The sequence below is a fragment of the Primorskyibacter sedentarius genome (assembly GCF_004342065.1).
In the GTDB taxonomy this organism is placed as follows: domain Bacteria; phylum Pseudomonadota; class Alphaproteobacteria; order Rhodobacterales; family Rhodobacteraceae; genus Primorskyibacter; species Primorskyibacter sedentarius.
In genome coordinates this window covers 350,478-372,258 of the sequence record NZ_SLZU01000001.1, presented here as the reverse complement: position 1 = coordinate 372,258, position 21,781 = coordinate 350,478, and the positions used below count along the sequence as shown (strand labels likewise).

Annotated in this window: 20 protein-coding genes; 12 read left to right on the top strand and 8 right to left on the bottom strand. The window is 64.1% G+C overall.

Annotation, left to right across the window (positions count from 1 at the left end):
- Positions 1-384 precede the first annotated feature (384 nt).
- The 4 genes from EDD52_RS01715 to ribD all read left to right on the top strand — a co-directional run bounded on the left by EDD52_RS01715 (position 385) and on the right by ribD (position 6,801).
- Positions 385-4,230 carry an error-prone DNA polymerase gene (locus EDD52_RS01715; protein ID WP_207905963.1) on the top strand — a complete coding sequence of 1,282 codons (3,846 nt, stop codon included), beginning with the start codon at positions 385-387 and terminating at the stop codon, positions 4,228-4,230.
- Positions 4,231-4,362: 132 nt separating this feature from the next.
- Positions 4,363-5,100 carry a GntR family transcriptional regulator gene (locus tag EDD52_RS01710; RefSeq protein ID WP_132241296.1) on the top strand — a complete coding sequence of 246 codons (738 nt, stop codon included), beginning with the start codon at positions 4,363-4,365 and terminating at the stop codon, positions 5,098-5,100.
- Positions 5,101-5,236: 136 nt separating this feature from the next.
- Positions 5,237-5,704, top strand: coding sequence for a transcriptional regulator NrdR (gene nrdR / locus EDD52_RS01705; RefSeq protein ID WP_132241295.1), 468 nt, complete (start codon positions 5,237-5,239; stop codon positions 5,702-5,704).
- Complete coding sequence (ribD, locus tag EDD52_RS01700) at positions 5,701-6,801, top strand: bifunctional diaminohydroxyphosphoribosylaminopyrimidine deaminase/5-amino-6-(5-phosphoribosylamino)uracil reductase RibD (RefSeq protein WP_341539830.1); 1,101 nt, start codon at positions 5,701-5,703, stop codon at positions 6,799-6,801. Before nrdR ends, ribD begins: the two co-directional genes overlap by 4 nt.
- Positions 6,802-6,823: 22 nt before the next feature.
- Here the strand turns inward: ribD and EDD52_RS01695 are convergent, their stop codons facing one another.
- The 3 genes from EDD52_RS01695 to EDD52_RS01685 form a co-directional block, all read right to left on the bottom strand.
- Positions 6,824-8,839, bottom strand: coding sequence for a capsular polysaccharide biosynthesis protein (locus EDD52_RS01695; protein WP_132241294.1), 2,016 nt, complete (start codon positions 8,837-8,839; stop codon positions 6,824-6,826).
- A 19-nt stretch (positions 8,840-8,858) separates the two neighbouring features.
- The gene (locus EDD52_RS01690; protein ID WP_132241293.1) at positions 8,859-9,995 is read right to left on the bottom strand and encodes a polysaccharide biosynthesis/export family protein; all 1,137 of its coding nucleotides are present in this window, start codon (positions 9,993-9,995) and stop codon (positions 8,859-8,861) included.
- A 98-nt stretch (positions 9,996-10,093) separates the two neighbouring features.
- Complete coding sequence (locus EDD52_RS01685) at positions 10,094-11,404, bottom strand: capsule biosynthesis protein (protein WP_132241292.1); 1,311 nt, start codon at positions 11,402-11,404, stop codon at positions 10,094-10,096.
- 98 nt (positions 11,405-11,502) lie between these two features.
- Between EDD52_RS01685 and EDD52_RS01680 the strand changes: the two genes are divergently transcribed.
- Positions 11,503-12,090, top strand: coding sequence for a riboflavin synthase (locus tag EDD52_RS01680; protein ID WP_132241291.1), 588 nt, complete (start codon positions 11,503-11,505; stop codon positions 12,088-12,090).
- Positions 12,091-12,239: 149 nt separating this feature from the next.
- Here the strand turns inward: EDD52_RS01680 and EDD52_RS01675 are convergent, their stop codons facing one another.
- The 3 genes from EDD52_RS01675 to EDD52_RS01665 form a co-directional block, all read right to left on the bottom strand.
- Positions 12,240-13,298 (bottom strand): YeeE/YedE family protein, encoded by a 1,059-nt coding sequence (locus EDD52_RS01675; RefSeq protein ID WP_207905962.1) that lies wholly within the window; start codon positions 13,296-13,298, stop codon positions 12,240-12,242.
- A gap of 210 nt (positions 13,299-13,508) precedes the next feature.
- A complete protein-coding gene (locus tag EDD52_RS01670) occupies positions 13,509-13,847 on the bottom strand; it encodes an ArsR/SmtB family transcription factor (protein ID WP_132241289.1) in 339 nt (112 codons plus the stop codon).
- A gap of 61 nt (positions 13,848-13,908) precedes the next feature.
- The gene (locus EDD52_RS01665) at positions 13,909-14,283 is read right to left on the bottom strand and encodes a thioredoxin domain-containing protein (RefSeq protein WP_207905952.1); all 375 of its coding nucleotides are present in this window, start codon (positions 14,281-14,283) and stop codon (positions 13,909-13,911) included.
- A 70-nt stretch (positions 14,284-14,353) separates the two neighbouring features.
- Between EDD52_RS01665 and EDD52_RS01660 the strand changes: the two genes are divergently transcribed.
- From EDD52_RS01660 to soxB, 7 genes are all read left to right on the top strand, one after another.
- Positions 14,354-15,091, top strand: coding sequence for a cytochrome c biogenesis CcdA family protein (locus EDD52_RS01660; protein WP_132241288.1), 738 nt, complete (start codon positions 14,354-14,356; stop codon positions 15,089-15,091).
- Positions 15,092-15,113: 22 nt separating this feature from the next.
- Positions 15,114-15,695 (top strand): thioredoxin family protein, encoded by a 582-nt coding sequence (locus tag EDD52_RS01655; RefSeq protein ID WP_132241287.1) that lies wholly within the window; start codon positions 15,114-15,116, stop codon positions 15,693-15,695.
- Between the two features lie 120 nt (positions 15,696-15,815).
- The gene (gene soxX / locus EDD52_RS01650) at positions 15,816-16,298 is read left to right on the top strand and encodes a sulfur oxidation c-type cytochrome SoxX (RefSeq protein ID WP_132241286.1); all 483 of its coding nucleotides are present in this window, start codon (positions 15,816-15,818) and stop codon (positions 16,296-16,298) included.
- A gap of 27 nt (positions 16,299-16,325) precedes the next feature.
- Positions 16,326-16,742, top strand: a complete 417-nt coding sequence (gene soxY, locus EDD52_RS01645) for a thiosulfate oxidation carrier protein SoxY (protein WP_132241285.1) — start codon at positions 16,326-16,328, stop codon at positions 16,740-16,742.
- 18 nt (positions 16,743-16,760) lie between these two features.
- Complete coding sequence (soxZ, locus tag EDD52_RS01640; protein ID WP_132241284.1) at positions 16,761-17,090, top strand: thiosulfate oxidation carrier complex protein SoxZ; 330 nt, start codon at positions 16,761-16,763, stop codon at positions 17,088-17,090.
- A 59-nt stretch (positions 17,091-17,149) separates the two neighbouring features.
- A complete protein-coding gene (gene soxA / locus EDD52_RS01635) occupies positions 17,150-18,001 on the top strand; it encodes a sulfur oxidation c-type cytochrome SoxA (protein ID WP_132241283.1) in 852 nt (283 codons plus the stop codon).
- Between the two features lie 101 nt (positions 18,002-18,102).
- The gene (soxB, locus tag EDD52_RS01630; protein WP_132241282.1) at positions 18,103-19,800 is read left to right on the top strand and encodes a thiosulfohydrolase SoxB; all 1,698 of its coding nucleotides are present in this window, start codon (positions 18,103-18,105) and stop codon (positions 19,798-19,800) included.
- A gap of 162 nt (positions 19,801-19,962) precedes the next feature.
- Here the strand turns inward: soxB and EDD52_RS01625 are convergent, their stop codons facing one another.
- Both EDD52_RS01625 and EDD52_RS01620 read right to left on the bottom strand, forming a co-directional pair.
- Positions 19,963-20,652 (bottom strand): hypothetical protein, encoded by a 690-nt coding sequence (locus EDD52_RS01625; protein WP_132241281.1) that lies wholly within the window; start codon positions 20,650-20,652, stop codon positions 19,963-19,965.
- Entirely contained in the window at positions 20,642-21,724 is a 1,083-nt protein-coding gene (locus tag EDD52_RS01620; protein WP_132241280.1) for a GSCFA domain-containing protein, read from the bottom strand. The genes EDD52_RS01625 and EDD52_RS01620 overlap by 11 nt, the downstream gene beginning before the upstream one ends.
- Positions 21,725-21,781 lie beyond the last annotated feature (57 nt).

Genomic DNA, 21,781 nt, shown 5'->3' with positions numbered 1-21,781 from the left:
GCCCAGCCCGGACAGGGCCGCTCTCCGGGGAAGGACGGCCGGGGCGTCCCGATGAGCGACCTCCCTAAGGCGGGGGCGGCGGCGGGCTGCGCGACATCCGAAGCGCCATTTCGCGATGATGCGTCTTCCGGCGCCGCCCCTCTTCGCAACGTGCCGGACGGTGAGCCCCTCCTGCCAAAGCTCAAAGCCAAAGCCAAGCCCGGTGCAGATGCCGGTCCCGGCCCGGATGCGGGGCCGGCATCGGCGCCCTGTGGCGACAGATCTCCCACCGGGGCGGTTCCCACGTCAAAGCCGAGGCCATCCGCCAAGGCCGGGAAGACCCCTGCCGCGCCTGACGCGGCAGCTCTGCCCTCTGCCACCCCTGCGCCGCGCGCCGCGACGGTCATGCCCCCCGCGGACAGGCGCAGCCCGCCCCCCAGCGAGGAGACGCCACGCTATGCAGAGCTTTGCGTGACCTCCAACTTCACCTTCCTGACCGGCGCCTCCCATCCCGAGGAACTGGTCACCCGTGCCGCCGAACTGGGGCTGGAGGCCATCGCCATCACCGACCGCAACTCTCTGGCGGGCGTGGTGCGGGGCTTCTCCGCTCTCAAGGAATTGCAACGCGAGGTGGACGAGGCGATCGCCATCCGCTCTGCCCGCCAGATCGACCCCTGCAGCCGTCAGGATGTGGGCACCGGTGCCACGGTTGCTCGCCCGGAACAGCTCATGACAGGCGGGGCAGAGGAGGGCGGCGCGCAGAAGACGGCCAGATTGGCGCTTGACGACCTGCGCCCTGAAACTGCGCTTTACCCCGACCCCGACCCCGATACTGATGCCGATACTGGCATTGATGCCGATACGGGCGTTTCGGCACCAAAGGCGACCGGAGCGGGGGATGAAGGGCCGGGAGTTGCCGCGTCAGGCGCGGCAAGGGCGCGCGCAGTTCTGTCCGGCATCGCGCCTAAGATGGGGGGGCAGGCCGGGGCCGATGCTGATGCGGAAGGCCACGCAGGTCACGCCGCCGAAGCTGTCCTTGGGGCCGGCGGGACCGGCGCCGAGACCCGCGCCGAACTGGCGCCCCGGTCAGGCGCGCCGATATCTGCGGCCTGCGACGCGGCCTCTCAACAGGCTGCAGCACCTGCCGCGGGCGACGGCATGCCCGTTTCGGGCAACGGGGCGGCAGGCCAGAAAGCCCGTCCCCGATCCGCCCCGCATCTGCCGCGCCTCATTGCCGGGTGCCGCCTTGTGCTGCGCGACAGCCCGGCTCACTGGCTGGCGCTGCCCACCGATCGCGCCGCCTATGCCCGGCTCAGCCGCCTTCTGACGCTGGGCAAACGGCGGGCCGAGAAGGGCCAGTGCCACCTCGACCTGCGCGACCTGCTGGAGGGCGGCGAGGGCATGATCCTGATCGCCCTGCCGCAGAAAGGGCCGGGGGATGCGCAAACGGCCGATCACCTGCGCCGCGCCGCCCGCGTCTTTCCCGGGCAGGTCTTCCTTGGCGCCGCCCCGCGCTATGATGGCAGCGACCGCGAGCATCTGAACCGTTGCGCGCTCCTTGCGCAGCGCAGTTCTGCCCCGATGGTGGCCGTGGGGGATGTGCTGATGCACCGCGCCAGCCGCCGCCAGATGGCCGATGTGCTGACCTGCATGCGCGAACATATCACCATCGACCAGATCGGCACCCGCGCCCTGCCCAATGCCGAACGTCGCCTGAAAGGCGCGGCCGACATGGCCCGCATGTTCCGCGATCATCCCGGCGCGCTCCGCCGCAGCGTGGAAATCGCCGCGCGCTGCAGCTTCGGCCTGAATGAGCTGAGCTATGAATATCCCGATGAAATCTCTACCCACGAAACCCCGCAGGCGCGGCTGGAACGGCTGGTCTGGCAGGGGCTGGACCGGCGCTGCCCGCACGGTATCCCCGACCGCTACGCCGCACTCGCCCGCAAGGAATTGCGCATGGTCGCGGATCTGGGCTTTGCCGCCTATTTCCTGACCGTGCATGACATCGTGCAATTCGCACGCGGGCAGGGGATCCTGTGCCAGGGGCGCGGCTCGGCGGCCAATTCCATCCTCTGCTATGCGCTGGCCATCACCGATGTGACGCCCGAACAGATCACCATGGTCTTTGAACGCTTCGTGTCGAAATACCGGGGCGAGCCGCCGGATATCGACGTGGATTTCGAACATGAACGGCGCGAGGAGGTGATCCAGCACATCTATGCCACCTATGGCCGCCACCGCGCTGGCCTGTGCGCCACCGTCATCCATTTCCGCGGCCGTGCTGCGATCCGCGAGGTGGGCAAGGTCATGGGGCTCAGCCAGGACGTGACCGCGGCGCTGTCGGGGCAGAACTGGGGCTGGTCGCTGTCGGGCACCGAAGAGGACCGGCTGCGCGAAATCGGCCTTGACCCAGAGGACCGCCGCCTTGCGCAAACCGTCCGGCTCATTGGCGAAATCGTGGGCTTTCCGCGCCACCTGTCGCAGCATGTCGGCGGCTTTATCATCACCAAGGGGCGGCTGGACGAGCTCTGCCCGATCGAGAATGCCGCGATGGAGGACCGCACCGTCATCGAATGGGACAAGGACGATATCGACACGCTGGGCATCCTCAAGGTCGATATCCTCAGCCTTGGCATGCTGACCTGCATCCGCAAAAGCTTTGACCTGATCGCGCAGCACCGGGGCAAGCAGCTTTCCATCGCGACCGTGCCGCAGGGCGACGGGCAGACCTATGACATGCTGTGCCGCGCCGATGCCATCGGTGTCTTTCAGGTCGAATCCCGCGCGCAGATGAACTTTCTGCCGCGCATGCGCCCGCGCGAATTCTACGATCTGGTGATCGAGGTCGCCATCGTCCGCCCCGGCCCCATTCAGGGCGGCATGGTGCATCCCTATATCAACCGCCGTCAGGGCCGCGAGGGGGTGGAATTCCCGTCCGAAGAGCTGCGGCAGGTGCTGGGCAAGACGCTGGGCGTGCCGCTCTTTCAGGAACAGGCGATGCAGATCGCCGTGGTCGCCGCAGGCTTCACCCCGGAAGAGGCCGACCGCCTGCGCCGCTCGCTTGCCACCTTCCGCAAGATGGGCACGATCAGCACGTTCCGCGACCGGTTCATCGGCGGGATGCTGGACCGGGGCTACAATATCGAATTTGCCGAACGGTGTTTCTCGCAGATCGAAGGGTTTGGCGAATACGGCTTTCCCGAAAGCCACGCGGCGGCCTTTGCCATGCTGGCCTATGTGTCGGCCTGGCTGAAACGCCACCACCCGGCGGAATTTGCCTGCGCGCTGCTGAATTCCCAGCCGATGGGCTTCTACGCGCCCGCCCAGATCGTGCGCGATGCGCGCGAACACCGGATCGAGGTGCGCCCCGTCTGCGTCAATCACAGCGATTGGGACAACACGCTGGAACGCCGCGCCGATGGATCGCTGGCGCTGCGGCTGGGCTTCCGCCAGATCAAGGGTTTCCGAGAGGAAGACGCGGGCTGGATTGTCGCGGCGCGCGGCAATGGCTACCGCGACCCGCAAGGCATCTGGCTGCGCGCCGGTGTCTCGCCCCCGGTGCTGGAACGGCTGGCAGAGGCGGATGCCTTTGCAGGCCTTGGGCTGGCGCGCCGCGATGCGCTCTGGCAGGTGCGCGCCATTCGTGGCCAGCAACCCCTGCCGCTTTTCAACGACCCGATTGATGGCGAAGGCATCGCCGAACCCGATGTGCCGCTGCCCGCCATGCATCTGGGCGAGGAGATGGTCGAGGATTACGTCGCCACCCGGCTCAGCCTGCGCGCCCACCCGATGGAGCTGATCCGCCCGCATCTTTCCGGCCTGACACCCCATGCCGATCTGGGCGCCGCCCCTTTGGGGCAGGTGGCGGTCTGCGGGCTGGTCATCACCCGGCAGCGGCCCGGCACGGCGTCGGGCGTGATCTTCCTGACGCTGGAGGATGAAACCGGCGTCAGCAACGTGGTCGTCTGGCCCAAGGTTTACGAACGGTTCCGCCGCGAGGTCATGGGTGGGCGGCTCTTGCGCGTCTCGGGCTATCTGCAACGCGAAGGCATCGTCATCCACCTGATCGCGCAACGGATCGAGGATATGTCCGGCCATCTGACGCAGCTGGGCCATCCTCTGGCCGACGATATCGGCCACACCAACCCGCCCGCCGACGAAGCCCCCCGGCCTGCCACGCGCCGCCCCACCGCGCGCCACCCGCGCGAACAGGCCAAGCGGCTGTTCCCAAGCCGGGATTTCCACTGACGCGCAGCGGCCCCGGCGCTCCGCAACCTGCGTCTCTGCCGCCGCAGGGCTCTGCGACTTCGCCCCCGCAGGTGAAAAAATGATAGCGCAAACCGTCCCCATCTATACATTTCCGCAGGAGGGAGACATGCCATGACCGCCGCCGGACCCGCCAAGACCCACGCGATGCGGGCGCTCATCGATCTGCGCGCACGCATCATCAGCGGGACCATTCCCGGCGGCACCCGCCTGTTCGAAGTCTCGCTCGCCGAAGAGCTTGGCATCTCGCGCACGCCGGTGCGCGAGGCGATGTCCCGGCTGGTCGAGGAAGGTCTGCTGGAACGCGCCCGCAATGGCGGCTTCCTCGTGCGAAGCTTTGCCTGTGCCGATGTGCTGGACGCCATCGAACTGCGCGGCGTACTCGAAGGCACGGCCGCGCGCCTGGCGGCCGAACGCGGCGCCGACCCGCAGGCGCTGGACCGCATCAAGGCCATACTCGCGCGGCTGGACGCCTGTTTCGGCACCCGCCCCGAGGATGTGGATTTCGATGCCTATTCGGAACAGAACGCCGAATATCACGCCGTGCTGGCAGGGCTTTCGGGCTCTGACATGCTGCGCCGAGAGATCGCCCGCGTCACCAGCCTTCCCTTCGCCTCGCCCTCCGCCTTCCTGCCCGACCGCAACCGTATCGGAGAGTTCCGCCTGTCGCTGAACATCGCCCAGGCGCAGCATCACGCGCTGGTCACGGCGATCGAGGCGCGCGAAGGCGCCCGCGCCGAGGCGCTGGCCCGCGAACATGTCCGCGCCGCCCGCCACAACGTCGTGCAGATCTTCAACGGCGGCAAGGCCCACCCCACGGATGTGCCCGGTCTGGCGCTTGTGATCGACTAGAAATTGACCTTGCGGCATCCCTTCATCTTGCGGGTGCAAATCATATCTACCCAAACCCTAGAGGCTGTCCTATAGTACTGCCCAAGTAGGCCCCGAGACCTACAAAAAGAGGCGGAAAAACATAGGGGGATGGCCGATGCGCTGCCCGTTTTGCGGAAATATGGACACTCAGGTCAAGGATTCACGGCCCGCGGAGGACCATGTCTCGATCAGGCGTCGGCGCTTCTGCCCGGCTTGCAGTGGCCGTTTCACCACCTACGAACGCGTGCAGCTGCGCGATCTCGTGGTGATCAAGACCAACGGTCGGCGCGAGGATTTCGACCGCGACAAGCTGGAACGCTCGATCCGCATCTCCATGCAGAAACGCCCCGTTGAACCCGAACGCATCGACCAGATGATCTCGGGCATCGTGCGCCGGCTCGAAAGCATGGGCGAAACCGACATCCAGTCCAAGCAGATCGGCGAGATCGTGATGGAGGCGCTGGCCCGGATCGACACCGTCGCCTATGTGCGCTTTGCCAGCGTCTACAAGAATTTCCAGGCCGCGGATGATTTTGACAAGTTCGTCAGCGAACTGCGCCCGGACCCCGCCCCCGAAAAGTGACCAGCGCCGATATCCGGCATATGGCCCACGCGCTGACCCTTGGCCGGCGCGGGCAGGGCAGGTGCTGGCCCAACCCCGCCGTGGGCTGCGTGATCGTGCAGGGCGACCGCATCGTCGGGCGCGGCTGGACGCAACCCGGCGGCCGCCCCCATGCCGAAACCGAAGCCCTGGCGCAGGCAGGTGCGTCCGCGCGCGGTGCCACGGCCTATGTCACGCTGGAACCCTGCGCCCATCACGGACAGACCCCGCCCTGCGCGCAGGCCCTGATCGCGGCCGGTATCGCCCGCGTCGTGGCCCCGTTCGAGGATAGCGACAGCCGCGTCTCGGGCCGTGGGTTTGACATGCTGCGCGCCGCGGGCATCGCCGTCACCACCGGTATTCTTGCAGATCAGGCCGCCGATGCGCATGCTGGCTTTTTTCGCCGCGTCGAACTGGGGCGCCCCTGGCTCACGCTGAAACTCGCCACCAGCTTTGACGGGCGCATCGCCACGGCCAGCGGCGAAAGCCAGTGGATCACCGGGCCCGCCGCGCGGCGTCTGGTCCATGCGCAGCGCAGCCGCCATGACGCGGTGATGGTCGGCGGCGGGACCGCGCGCGCCGATGATCCGTCGCTCACCGTGCGCGATCTGGGGGCGCGGCACCAACCGGTCCGCGTCGTTGTCTCGCGCCTGCTGGACCTGCCGCTGATGGGGCAGCTTGCCCGCACCGCCAATGACATTCCCGTCTGGATCTGCCACGGTCCCGATGTCGATCCGAACCTGCACGCGGCGTGGCAGGGGCTGGGCGCGCAGCTGATACCCTGTGCGCTGCGGGGTCGGCAGGTGGACCCGGCCTCGGTGCTGCAGGCGCTTGGCGCGGCCGGGCTGACGCGGGTTTTCTGCGAAGGCGGCGGCACGCTGGCCGCCTCCCTGCTGGAGGCGCGGCTGGTTGACGAACTGATCGGCTTTACCGCCGGCGTGGCGCTTGGCGCCGAAGGCCGCCCCTCGATCGGGGCGCTGGGGCTGGAACATCTCGCCGACGCGCCGCGCTTTGTGCTGGCCGAAAGCTGCGCCATCGGCCCGGACGTCATGCACCGCTGGACGCGTCAGAGCGCCTGACCGCGCCCCAACCGTGACGCCGCTATTTCCGCCAAAGATGCGCCCGGCTGGCAAACAGCCCCTGCAGTTTGGACAGGCTGCGATTGAAGGGGCCGGGGCGCGGCACCTCTCCCTTTGCCAGCCGTTCGACAACCACCTCGACCGGGCAGGGCAGGCCGGATACCGGATCGCGGTAGCGCGGATAGGCGATCAGCGCGGCATGCACCAGCCCCGGCAGAGACACCCGTGCCCGGCGCCGACCGGGCACCTCTCCCAGATCGGACGTCAGCCCCCATCCGGCATAGAACGGCGCGCCCAGCGTCACGACGCGCACCCCGCGCAGCAACGCCTCGAACCCGGTCAGCGAGGTCAGCGTCCAGACCTCCTCCACCTCTCCCAACAGCCCCCCCATATCGACATGTTCCAGCACCCTGTCCGCAACACGAGCGGCATCCGGCACCGCGCCCTGGCGCAGCCCCGCCTCGACATCCGGGTGGGGTTTGTACAGCAAAACCGCATCCGGATTGGCCTCCCGCGCGGCCTGCAATAACGCCTGATTGCTCCGCAGCGCGCCGCAGCCCGTCAGGATCGAGGCATCATCCTCCACCTGACCCGGCACCAGAACGCGGCGGCCGGGCGGCAGATCGGGAAGGCCCGAAGGCAGGTTGTATTTCGACAGCCCCCCTGCGGTGATCGCGGCGATCAACCGCTCCGCGCGGTGGATCTGATCGGCAGGCAGGTCGGGGCTTGCCGCGATCAGTTGCTCCAGATCCGAGGGCCGGGAGGGGTCATAGTAGATCCCGCGCGTATCGCAGACCAGCGACAGCGGCGGGATCAGCTCTGCCCCCAGCCCGCGCGAGCGTAAAAACCCGTCCTCAACCCGCACCGCACCCGATCCGGGGCTGGCCTTGCCCGCCCAGACCATGTGGCGCCGGTCTTGCGCCCTGGCCGTGTCTTCCGGGGTCTTGTCGTCGAACAGAACCCGGCGCTGAGTGCCGAAAAAGCGCTGCAACGGCGCGCGTTTCCACAGGCGCATGCCCTCGGCCACCCAGCCCCGCCTGTCATCGCGAAAGGCGCGCACCTGCGCCTCCAGCAGATCCACGGCCTCTTCGAAGCTGCACAACCTGTCGCGACAGGGATCGTACCAGCGCGGGTACAGGATCATCGCCGCCGCGAAAAGCTGCGCCGGACGCAGCGCGCGGCCGCGCCGGGCAAGGGGGCGCTCATCCACGCTCAGCCCCCAGCCTGCGTAAAAGGGTTGCCCAAAGACACGGGGGGCATGCCCGGCAAGGATCGCTTCGAACCCCATCTGCGACGACAGCGTGTAGACCGCCTCGGCCCCTTTCAGCAAAGCCCAGGGCGACACGGGCGCATCCTGAAACGCCACATCGCCGCCCGCATCTTCGGGCTGAAAATAGCCGGGGCGATGGCCTGCGCGCGTCTCGGGATGGGTCTTGATAAGGATGCGGCGGCCGGGATTTTCGCGTCGTGCGGCGTCCAGCATCTCCACGAACCGCGCCCGGTCGCCGCCGCTCGCCGTGACAGAGGCATCGCCCCGCGTCTGGTCAACCACCAGCACATAGCCCGGCGCGGGCGCGGGCAGGGCGGGGTCGAAAGCGTTATACTTGCTCAGATCGGCGCGGATCAGCCGGGCGATGCCCGCCTCGGCCCGCGCCAGCAGTGCCGCATCTTCCAGCGGATGGTCCAGCAGCAGGCGTTCCAGATCACAGATGGTCGAGGGGTCGAAATGCACCCCGGAATGGTCGATCAGCAGCCCCAGCGGCGGATCGCCGTCCCGCCCTGTCCGGACAGAGCGCAGAAACGCATCCTCGACCCGGACAAGCGAGGCCGCCCGCCGCGCCGCCACCGCCTCGCCCCGATGCGCGGTCGGGCTGCGGCCCCAGACGCCGACAGGATCGCCCCGCCCGGGCAGGCCCAGCGACACGCGATAACCCGAAAGCGCAAGGATGCGGCGCAGGCGTGCCTGTGTCAGGAACCCGCCATTATAGACGTAGAAACGCCGGGAAGATCTCTCCCCGGCGCTCCGCAGTTCAGTCATGTTACGCCTTCCAGCCGGATCAGAACGTCTCGGCTGCGCTGTTGACAGCACCGACAGAGGCAAGCGAGCCGGTCATGGCGGAAACAACCTTGTTCCACTGGGTGAACGGCGCCTCGGTGACGTAAAGCGTGTCGCCGTCACGAATGGTGAAATCGCGCGCCATGAAGATCCCGTTGGGCTCTGTCAGGTCCAGCACGTAGATCATGCGCTGGTTGCCGCTCAGATCCCGGCGGCCCAGAACGTGGTTCGCCACATGGGCCGGCTCGTCCCGCATCACGAAAACGCCCGTGGGATCGGCGGCAGAGGCCATCAGACCACCCACCTGTGCAATCGCCTCGATCGCGCTGAGCGTCTGGTGTTCGAAGGGCATGCGCGCCTGCTGCCCGGTCGCGCCAAGCGCGGTGAAGGCGCGGCTGTCTTCCTCGACCATCACGCGGTCACCGCCGCGCAGGGCGATATCCATCTCGGGATGTTCGTACAGATCCTGGAACCAGATCTTGCCGCTCTTGCCGCCACGCAGCACGCGGACCTGTGCAATCTCGGGCTCAATCGTGACACCGCCTGCGCGCGCCAGCATGGCAGACAGCGTGCGGGTCGGGCGTTCGATCGGGTAGACCCCCTGCGCGCCCACGGCGCCCACAAGGCTGACCGTGGCCCCGTCACCGGCCAGGCGACGCACCTGAACCTGCGGGTCCGGCGTCTGATCGGCCAGCTTGTTGGTGATGATCCGGCGAATCGCCTCTGGCGTGTTGCCCGCGGCCTGAATACGGCCCGCATAGGGCACGAAGATAAAGCCGCTGCCGTCGACCTGCACCTCTTCCAGCATGGTAGAGTTCAGACCTTCATTCGACAAAAGCCCGTCATCGACGTTTTCCCAGATTGTCAGGCCCAGCGTGTCACCGGCGCGGATCGTGTCGCTTCCCAAGGCGCCCGCGCTGCGGAAACTTTCCGAAAACCCAAGCGACGGCACGGAATCGATGGCATGGGTGACATGATCGTCCACCGCCACGACAAAGGCGTTGCCCTCTTGCTGGACCGAACCGGAATAGATTTCGCGCTTGTTTGGTCCGACGCGGGGAAGGCCACAAGAGGCTACGATCGAAACGATGGCCAGCAAGGCCACGGCTTTCGCGCGGCGGGTCGCAGTAGGTTTCACTGTCTGGCTTCCTCGAACTGTTAATATGTTCTGCCTTGGCTTTCCGCCGGAAGCTACCGGAAAGCAAATCGAAATGCCAGACGGGGCAGGGCCCTTGGTCAGGTCACCAGCCGCAACTGTTGCCTTGGTGCCGCGGTCCCGGACAGCAACGCATCATAGGGATCTTCGGGTGACAGCATCATGTCGACCACCTGTCGCAGCAACTGCCTGCGCCCGCGGGCCGAGTAATAACCGCCCGCCACCTGGCTGGTTTCCAGCAGGTAGCGACGGTAATCGCGATAGGCGCGCGCATCGGGGCGCGTGGCCCCGGCAAAGAACTCCTGCACCGTCTGGTCAGAGACAAATTCCGGCTGGTTGAACACCGCCCGCCCGAAGGCCTTGAGCGGCAATCCGCGCCACAGCACCTGCTGCGCGGCCGTCGAATTGACGGTGACAGCGCTGCGCGCCTCGTTCAGCAGCCGCGCCAGCTTGCCGCCATGCACGTAATGGATGCGGCCCTGCAGCCCGTAGCGTTCGGCCAGTTCTGCAAGCAGCTGACGATACGGCACGCGGCCATCCTCCAGCGGGTGGGCCTTCACGACCAGATGGTGATGCCGGGGCGCGCCTTCGGAAAAGCCACGGCAGACAAGGTCCAGAAACTCGCTCATCGTGTTGAACGGTGAATGCTGCTGAAAGCTCGAATCATGTTCCAGCTGCAACAGCGCAAGGTGATAGGGATAGCCGCCATGGCGGATTCGTGCGGTGGCAAACCGTCGCTGCAGCGACAGAAAGGGCATCAGCATCAGCTGTTTCAGATGCAGGCGCAGCTCTTTCTGCACGGGCATCTCGCGATGCGGTTGGAAATTCCGGTAGCCGCGATTCCTGAACATGACGAACCAGTGATAGAGCGCGCCATAGAAGATATGCGCCCGCATATCGCCCCAATGGCAGGGTGGCAGGGGTGTTTCCATATCCGATTGCTTCAACGCGTCGACCATCTGCGGCACGGTCATGTCCATCAGCCGCGAATTGCCGTTGGACCCGTCGCGTTCATAGGTGATCCACCAGGGACGCAGGTAGCCTTCCTCGAAGACATGCACGGTCAGCCCGAGGCGGCGCGCCTCTGCAACGGCTTGTGCGTGAACGGGGCGCGTGTCGCCGTAAAGTACGAGGTCGGTGATGCCTTTGCGCTTTGCCAGATCGGCGAAGTGGCTGACCCACTCCTCGACCCGGCCGGTATAGGGGATATAGCTGTCCTTGTCGGACCAGAAGGCGCGATCACCCGCATTGAACCCGATGCGCCAGACCTGTGCCCCGGCGCGACGCAGCATTGCACCAAGCCGGTTGAAAAACGGCCCGTGTGGTCCCTGAAGAAACAGGAACACGCGCCTGTCCTCAGACTCGTTGCTCAACTCGTTCAAATATCCCATACCGTCATCACTTACATACACATACAAAAGCTACGGTCGTGCGCCGACTATGGCGGATCGAAGCTGTTGGGTCAATTAAGCAGGAAGGGGAAAAGATTGTGTTTACGGGCATAATTACGGATGTCGGAAAGATCCAGCAGCTGGAGCAGCGTGGCGATCTGCGGGCCAGGATCGGCACCTCCTACCAGACGGATGGCATCGATATCGGCGCCTCCATTGCCTGTGACGGGGTGTGCCTGACGGTGATCGATCTTGGCCCCGGCTGGTTCGATGTCGAGATCAGCGCCGAGACGGTTTCCAAGACCAACCTTGATGCCTGGGCCGAGGGGCGCGATGTCAATCTGGAACGCGCGCTGAAAGTCGGGGACGAGCTGGGCGGCCATATCGTGTCCGGTCATGTCGATGGCGTGGCAGAGGTCGTGTCGGTCAGGGACGAAGGCGACAGCACGCGCGTCCGTCTGCGCGCACCCGATGCGCTTGCGCGGTTCATCGCCCCCAAAGGGTCGGTCGCGCTCAACGGCACCTCGCTCACGGTGAACGAGGTCGAGGGCGCAGAGTTCGGCATCAACTTCATCCCCCACACCAAGGAGGTCACGACCTGGGGTCGCGTCGACGTCGGGGACCGGGTCAATCTCGAAATCGACACGCTTGCGCGCTACGTCGCGCGTCTGGCCGAGGCGGGCTGACACCAGCCCGGCCTCGTGGAATTCGAAGCCCGGTCGAGGGTCTGTCGAGGGTCAAAAGAGGCCGGAAAATCGTGGCCGCGACGGGGCGGGGGGCATTTGTACCAAACAGATGTACAAAAGCCCCCAATGGCCCCAAACTTCGCCGCAGATCACTCGGCCGGCTGGAACCCTTCGATCAGTTGCCGAAGGCCAAAAGCGGCCCCGGCAAGGATGGCGGCAAAGGTCACGGGCGCCGAAATCGCAAGCACCGAAAAGGCGCTGATGCCCTGTCCGACAGTGCATCCCATCGCGATGACAGCGCCTGCGCCCATCACCGCCGCACCCAGGATCTGACGGCGCAACTCCCGTGGATCTTCGCAGGCTTCCCAACGAAAATGCCCTTTAAGAAGCGAGCCTGCAAAAGCCCCGGTCCAGACCCCCGCCACCGATCCCACCGCAAAGGACAAAGGGCGCGCGCTGCCGGTCATGGCAAAGAGGATGCTCTCGCCCACGGGCGCCGAAAAACTGTGTGATACCAATGGCAAAGCTTCGAACCCGTGGCCTGCGACCCAGGCCGTCCCGGCCCAGCCGGTGATCACCGCAACCCCGACCACAAAGGCCCAGAAGATCGCCATGGGCTCTGCCCGCATGGCGCGACTGGCAAGCGAGATCGCAACCAGCGCCGCGCCGATGCCAATGCCCAAAACGGCCACGGGCAGGCCCGTCGCCCCGGCCAGCATATGCGCGATACCGGGTATCGCACCGTCGGTCACCGGCTGCTGGTCAAAAAGCGCCACGCGGAGCGGCGCCAAGGGCCCGCTCAGCACCGTGAAGGCCGAGACGCCCATGACCAGCACGATGACAAAGCTGCGCAGGTCCCCACCTCCCAGCCGCGCAATCGCGCCGTAGCCGCAATTCCCAGACAGCGCCATCCCATACCCGAACATCAGCCCGCCAATGATCGAGGCCAGCGGCATCCAGCGCAGCGACAGGTACATGGTTTCGGCGGCGGGCAGGGCGCCGCTGGCAATCAAGGCAAAGCTGCCGATGATGGCGGTCCCGATGGCAATGCCCCACATCCGCAGCCGGACCACGGACCCGCCATAGAGCCAATCCTCGATTGCGCCCAACGTGCAGAAGCGTCCCAGTCGTGCTGCCAGTCCAAGCAGGATGCCCCCGCCAAGGCCGATCAACGCAACCAGTTGGGTCTCCGACAGGAAATCAAGCAACATGCGGGGCCTCCTCCTGCCCGTGCATCCAGCACATATAGGTTTTTCAGTATGTACCCGGCTTGCCCCTGTGGCAATCACCGCGATATCGGCACCGCGCTCCTTTAAGGCGCGAATCGAACGTGTCAGCGCGCGAGGGACCGACCCCGCGCGCCGAGGCGGGTCAAACCCCCGCAGGGTTGTCCGGTGCGGGTGGCTCTACCAATTGCGTCAGGAATCGTCGGAACAGAACAGCTCGTAGACCCGCTCCAGCATCAGCCTCGGCCGGTCATCCGCCAGCCGGTAATAGATCGCCTTGCCTTCTCTGCGGGGGACGACAAGCCCTTCCAGCCGAAGCCGCGAAAGCTGCTGAGAGACCGCGGCCTGCCGGGCGGAGAGGAGCTCTTCGAGCTCTGTCACGGATTTCTCGCCAGAGACGAGATGGCACAGGATCATCAGCCGCCCCTCGTGGCTGATCGCCTTGAGAAAGGCAGAGGCGGCGGTGGCATTGTCAACGATCTTGTCCATTTCGCCTTCCGACATGTCGGGGCTGAGAACCGGTAGGGGCATCGTTACATTCCTCGTCTGTCGGCACAGGCCGACGCGTCACTTGTGTTTCCTGCGGGCAGCGTCACGAGCCTGCACCGTAGTCGGTTTTGTCCTTTAGCAGCTTTTCAAGCATCATCCAAAAGAGGTCTTCTCCGGGATAGCCCTCTATCCTGCCGATCTCGTCACCTTCTTCCATCAGGATGAAAGTTGGCGTAAACGACACCGCCCGGGCAAACTGCATGCCGTCCGGTGCCCCGTCATGGATATCCGCCCGTTGGAGAGGCGCGAATTTCCCTTCCGGCGTAAGGGGATAGATGGGGCCGATCACCTCGTTCCAGGTCTCGCACCAATGGCAGCCGTCACGTTCCACCATGACGAGCTGAGGGGCCGCGACCGCAGACAGGGCGGCCCCGAGATAAACCGCCAGGGCGGCGAGGGTAATTCTGATCCGTTCCATCAGGTCCTGATTGACGAAGACACGATGCACAACCTAATCTGAATATGTGAATTGATCAAGGAGCCTCCCGGTGTTCGACATATCTTATCTGGGTGCGGCACTGGCGGGACTGCTCAGCTTCTTCACCCCCTGTATCTTACCGATGGTTCCTTTCTACCTGTGCTACATGGCAGGTATTTCAATGAGCGAGCTGCGTGAGGACGGAGCGGTCGCGCATGGGGCGCAGACACGTCTTGTCCTGTCCTCGGTGGCCTTCGCGCTTGGGGTGACGTCGATCTTCGTAATGCTGGGCATGGGCGCCACGGTTGTCGGGCAGGCCTTTGCGCAGTGGAAACAGCCGTTGAGCTATGTCGCGGCGGCGGTTCTTTTCGTCTTTGGCCTGCATTTTCTGGGCGTGATCCGGATCGGGCTGCTGTACCGCGAGGCGCGGATCGAGAGCACGGCCGAACCCACCACCGTGGTCGGCGCCTATGTCATGGGGCTGGCCTTCGGCTTTGGCTGGACGCCTTGCGTGGGGCCTGCATTGGCGTCGATCCTGATGATCGCCAGTGGCATGGGCGATATCTGGCGCGGCGGGTTGCTGCTGCTGGTCTACGGGTTGGCGATGACCGCACCTTTCGTCATAGCGGCCCTGTTTGCGCGCCCGTTTCTGGCCTGGGCAGCGCGAAACCGCAAATACCTTGGCTACGTAGAAAAAGTGATGGGGGCGATGCTGATCCTCTTTGCTATCCTGATCGCAACAGACACGGTGAGCGTGATCGGCAACTGGTTGCTGGAAACCTTCCCGTCCTTCGGCTCTTTGGGCTGAACCATATCTGGGAGAACCTGACATGAAACGATTTCTGGGCGTATTTCTGATGATCCTCGGGCTTGCCGTGCCCGCTGTCGCGCTCGAAATGGGCGATGACGGGCTTTATAACGAGCCTTTCATCCGCGACACGTTCAAGGACATGCGCGAGGATCTGGCCGAGGCCAATGCCGAGGGCAAGCGCATGGCAATCTTCTTTGAGCAGCGTGGCTGCATCTACTGCCATAAGATGCACGAAGAAATCTACGCGCGCGAGGACGTGCGAGCCTTCATCGAGGAGAACTTCTTTGTCGTACGCCTGAACCTGCACAGCGATACCGAGATGACCGATTTCGACGGCGAGGTGATGAGCGAGAAGGCAGCCGCCCGCAAATGGGGGATTCTGTTCACGCCCACCGTTTTGTTCCTGCCGCAGGAGGTGCCCGAGGGCGTCTCGGCTCCGCAGGCTGCCGTCGCTATGATGCCCGGCGCCTTTGCGCGCGGCACCACGATGGACATGTACACCTGGGTGCTGGAAGAGAGATACCTGCTTGATAACGGGGAGGATTTTCAGCGATACCATGCGCGCAGGATTAAAGAGAGGAACGATGGCAATACCGACTGACCCATGCGGCGGCGCAGCAACTATTCACTTCTGTGAATTTGTTGTTGCGTCTCCTGCATGCGGTAGCCTACGGTATGCAAAGCTATCCGCGAGGAAAGAACAGGTAGCATGGGAGGAAACATGAAGATCACAAGGATCGCACTGGCGGCGGCAGTGATGACGGCCGGGGCGGCGCAAGCCGCTGAGGTCACGCCCGCAGAAGTTCAGTTTGACGAATACGGTGCCGTGGAAGTGTCGCTTTCCGGCGCCGAAGGCAACCCGGAGAACGGCGCCGCCATCATGACGTCGCGCGGCAAGGGCAACTGTATTGCCTGCCACGCGGTTACTGCGCTCAACGATGCCCCGTTCCACGGCGAGGTCGGCCCGACGCTTGATGGCGTGGGCGAGTATCGCACCGCCGAAGAACTGCGCGGCATCGTCGCCAATGCAAAGATGACCTTCGAAGGGTCGGTCATGCCGGCCTTCTACAAGACCAGCGGTTTCATCCGGCCGGGCAATGCCTATACCGGCAAGGCCGCAAAGGAAGAAGATCTGACGCCGATCCTTTCGGCGCAGGAGATCGAGGACGTCGTGGCCTACCTGCTGACCCTGAAGGAAAGCTGACCGCGCCGCGGCAAAGAGGAGAGAGAAATGCAATTCACACGACGTGAGACGCTGGCGATGGGGGCCGGGGCGGCCCTGATGACGGTTCTGCCGTTCCGCGCCAATGCGGCCGTTGACGATCTGATCGCGGAATTCACCGGCGGGGCAGAGCTTGCCGAAGCCGGTGTCGAACTGACCGCGCCAGAGATCGCCGAGAACGGCAACACTGTGCCCGTAGAGGTTTCGGCCCCCGGTGCCACAGCGATCATGCTGCTGGCAGCAGGCAACCCGACGCCGCCCGTGGCAACGTTCAATTTCGGTCCGCTCGCGGCATCGCAATCGGCCAGCACGCGGATCCGTCTGGCCGGGACGCAGGATGTTGTCGCGATCGCCAAACTGGCCGATGGCAGCTTTGCCCGCCAGTCCAAGACCGTGAAAGTCACCATCGGCGGCTGCGGCGGCTGATCAGAGGAGAACAAGACTATGGCATCCGGAGTTAAACCCCGCGTCAAGGTTCCCGGCAAGGCATCGGCAGGCGAGGCGGTCACGATCAAGACCCTCATCAGCCATCCGATGGAGTCGGGTCAGCGCAAGGACAGCAACGGCAACAAGATCCCGCGCTCGATCATCAATCGCTTCACCTGCGAATTCAATGGCGAGAGCGTTATCGACGTCACGCTGGAACCGGCGATTTCGACCAACCCTTACTTCCAGTTCGAGGCGACCGTGCCCGAGACCGGTGATTTCAAATTCACCTGGTACGACGATGACGGGTCCGTCTACGAGGAAGCAAAGAGCGTTACCGTCGCCTGATAGGGCGAACGCCCTGTCCGGATTTCCGGGCGGGGCGCAATAACGGGAGGGAAAAATAAATGAACAACAAGGCAATGACGGCAATCGCCGCAATGCTGATCGCCGCAGGCCCGATGGCTGTCGCGGGCGGTGCCGACGATGACAAGCTGGTCATCAACGGCGAGATCGAGATGATTTCCAAGGCTGCCGCGCCCGACCATCTGGATGGTGCTCTGGACGAGGTCATCTCGGGCTGGCATTTCCGCACGGATGAAACGCAGTCGCTGGAAATCGACGATTTCGACAACCCTGCGATGCTTTTCGTGGATCAGGCGATTGACGCGTATGATGTGGTCGAAGGCGAGGCGGGCGAAAGCTGCGCCTCCTGCCACGAAGGTGTCGAGAACTTCGCCGGTCTGACCGCGAAGATGCCCAAGATCGACGAAGACGGCAAGCTGGTGGTCATGGAAGACCTGATCAACGAATGCCGGACAGAGCGTATGCAGGCCGACGAATGGAAATGGTCGGGCAACGACATGCAGTCGATGGTCGCGCTGATTTCGCTTCAGTCGCGCGGTATGCCGATGGACGTGGCGATCGACGGTGCTGCTGCCCCTTACTGGGAGCAGGGCAAGGAGATGTACTACACGCGTTACGGTCAGCTGGAGCTGTCCTGCGCCAATTGCCACGAAGACAACTATGGCAATTACATCCGCGCCGATCACCTGAGCCAGGGCCAGACCAACGGCTTTCCGACCTACCGCCTGAAGCAGGCCAAGCTGATCTCCAAGCACAACCGTTTCCGCGGCTGTATCCGGGACACGCGGGCTGAAACCTTTGCCGAAGGGTCCGACGAGTTCCGCGCATTGGAGCTTTACGTCGCCTCGCGCGGCAACGGTCTGTCGGTCGAAACACCGGCGGTGCGCCAGTAACACCAACACCCCGCGCCGGTCATGATCGGCGCGGGTTTTCTTCGCTCGTGCTATTCACACATGCGAATGTGATGCCAACCTGACAACAGGAATTCCCTCCCATGATCTCCCGCCGCGATTTTCTTCAGGTCTCCATGGCTGCGTCTGCCCTTGTCGGGGCGAGTGGTTTCGGCAACTGGGGGCGCCTTGCAGCGCAACAGGCGCTGACGCAGGATCAGCTTTTGCAATTCGACACTTTCGGGAATGTCTCGCTGATCCACATCACCGACATCCACGCGCAGATGAAACCGATCTTTTTCCGCGAGCCAGAGATCAATCTGGGCGTTGGCGAGAATAAGGGCGAGGTGCCGCATGTCACGGGCGCCGATTTCCGCAAACTCTACGGGATCGAAGATGGATCACCGTCGCATTACGCGCTGACCTATGATGATTTCACGTCGCTTGCGAAGGGCTATGGCAGGGTCGGGGGGCTGGACCGCGTGGCCACGGTTGTGAACGCGATCCGGGCGGACCGGCCCGATGCGATCCTGCTGGACGGGGGCGACACGTGGCACGGCTCTTACACCTGTCTGAAGACCCAAGGCCAGGACATGGTCAACGTGATGAACGCGTTGAAGCCGGACGCGATGACCTTTCACTGGGAGTTCACCCTGGGGTCCGAGCGGGTGAACGAGATCGTCGAAAGCCTGCCTTTCGCGGCACTTGGCCAGAACATCTTTGATGCCGAATGGGACGAGCCTGCCGAGCTGTTCAAACCTTATCAGTTCTTTGAGCGCGGCGGCGTGAAGGTGGCCGTGATCGGTCAGGCCTTCCCCTACATGCCCATTGCCAATCCCGGCTGGATGTTCCCCGAATACAGCTTTGGCATCCGTGACGAGCATATGCAGGAAATGGTGGACGAGGTGCGCGGCATGGGCGCAGAACTGGTTGTCTGCCTGAGCCATAATGGTTTTGACGTCGACAAGAAGATGGCCGGCATCGTCAAAGGCATCGACGTGATCCTGTCCGGCCACACCCATGACGCGCTGCCCGAGCCGGTCCTGGTGGGCGAGACGATCATCGTGGCTTCGGGGTCCAACGGCAAATTCGTCAGCCGCGTCGATCTGGATGTGCGAGATGGGCGGATGATGGGTTTCCGTCACAAGCTGATCCCGATCTTTTCGGACGTCATCGCGCCCGATCCCCAGATGACCGCGCTGATCGACGAACAACGCGCGCCCTACAAGGCAGAGCTGGAAGAGGTGATTGGGAAGACGGATTCGCTGCTTTACCGGCGGGGCAATTTCAACGGCTCGTGGGACGACCTGATTTGCGATGCTCTGATTTCCGAACGCGAGGCGGATATCGCCATGTCGCCCGGCGTGCGCTGGGGGCCGTCCATCCTGCCGGGGCAGGAGATCACGCGCGAAGACCTCTTCAACGTGACCTCGATGACCTATGGCAAGGCTTACCGGTCCGAGATGACCGGCGAGTTTATCAAGGTGATCCTTGAGGATGTGGCCGATAACATCTTCAATCCTGACCCTTACTACCAGCAGGGCGGGGATATGGTTCGGATCGGGGGCATGGCCTACCGCATCGACATCACCAAGCCGCAGGGCGAGCGGATTTCCGAGATGACGCTGCTCAAGACTGGCGAGGCGATTGATCCGGCGAAGAACTACGTCGTGGCCGGCTGGGCAAGCGTCAATGAGGCCACCGAAGGTCCGCAGATCTGGGACGTGGTTGAAAACCATATCCGCAAACAGGGCACGATCGAGCTTGCGCCAAACACATCGGTCAAGGTGGTTGGCGCCTGAGCCTGCTTAAATACCCGGTTCGTCCGGTGATCCCGTAGTGCGCGCCCTTGGGCGCGCGCTTTTGTTTCGTCAGAGCGGCAAAGCCCGACCACGCAATTTCATGTGCAGTGTTCTCAAGACGTCGAAGTGAGGCCGCCAGCCCTGGCCCAATAGCACATAACCTCAGGCAGCGTCGGACGTGTCGGGCTTGTCGAGGATGCCAGTCGTGATCAATTGGCTGACAATCCACGCGCCATAGGCGTCGTTGCCGTGGCGCCCGTCTTCATGGCGATGTTCGGGCGGCAAACTGTCCGCGCCTTCGGGCAAGAAATCATACGGGTCGACCAGCGCGATTTTCATATCGCGGACCGCATCGCAAAGGATTTCGTGCATCGCACGGCTGGTCGGCGTGAAATTGAGCGGGGGCGGGCCCACGACGCAGACCTTGGCGCGCGCGGCAACCCGTTTCATCAAACCGAGCTGAAACCTCCTTTGTTCCAGCACGTAGTCGCGCAGAAACGCCGCAGATACCGGGATGGTCGCAGGGGTGGCGCCACCACCCGTCACGGCAACGTGGTTGTGCCATGACAGGCCGCCCGCAAGACGCCCGAGATTGAACAGGCTGATAAGAACAGGTGCGCCGCAGTCAAAGATATTTTCGCAGCCAAGCTCTTCGGCCATCCTGTTGAAGCGGCGGTTCATGCGCCGGTTGCCGATCGCGCGCAGGCCTCGACTGCGGTCAAAGCGGATAACCCGGTCGGCCCAGGCGCTGCCGCTGGCGGAAAACCCCTGGATCTTCAGCCCATGGGCATTGCAGCCTGAACGCAGGGCCCGGCTGTGGCTGTCGCCGATAACCAGTGCGTCAATTGGCATTCTCGTCCTCCAGCAGCAATTCTTCGCAGGCCAGATCCTCCTCGGCGATTTCCTGTTCGGCCTGAATGCGGCGTGCGGCGTCGGGGTCCGGTTGCCGGTCCAGCGCGGGCAGGGACAGATCGAGACCCCGGAAGAAATGCTCCATCACCAGCGAGACGCCGTAGGGAGAGACCGACCTCATGTTGGGCTCGAAGAACTGGCCCCGGCTTGGCGGCTGCGAGATGATTTCGTAGGACGGGAAATAATCCACGTCAGGATCGGAGTTTGCCAATTCCCCGGCCACGGCGCGCAGCACCGATTTCGAGTAGGTGGTCGCGACCAGAACATGATCGTCAGTCGCAGTTGCCGTCAGCGGCACGGGCGAAACGGTCAGAAGGAACCTGATCCGGGGGTTGATCTGGCGCATGCCCGCGATGGCCTCTTTCATGGAGATCAGGATCTCCATGAAGCCGTAGTTGCAAAACGCGTGAGAGCTGACATCGAAATGGCCTGCAACCGTCCCGGGGCAAAGCGCGTAGGGCTGGCCCGTCCTCGCGTTTTCGAAACCTTCCGTCAGCCCCATCGTGAAGACGAAAACCTCTGCGTCCTCCACAGAACGCCGGAATGCCTGCGCGGTCGCGCGCAGCATCGCATGAGCTTCTTCACGGGAGGCAAAACCCTCAGGTTCTATCAGCGGGCGCAGGCTGTCACGGTATCGGTCGCCATCCTGCCAGACCTCGATCGCGTCGCAACGCGCGGGATCTTCGGCCAGTTTCACCCAGACTTCCAGGGCGCGGGCGGTATAGATGTTTGCAGTCCGCGAGGAATAGACACCGTAATTGTATCTTGCGGCCAGTTCGGCAGACGCCTTTCCCGGCGCCGGTTCTGCATTCACCCAGTTCAATCCGCGTTTCTGCAAAGCCCGGCTGATATGCTGGGCAAAGCACGACCCGTAAGTGGCGAAACGTGCATTGGCGGGCAGGCTGTAGGCGGATTGCCAAAGATCGGCCATGCGGTAGAGGCCCGGTTCGGCAACCGCCGTGCGCCAGAAAGACTTTGGTGGCTGCGAAGCATACGGGTTGGCATCGGTCATTGCAGAGTTTGCCTTCGTCTCGGTCCCTGTCCCCGGGCCGCCCGAGGGTCACAGGAT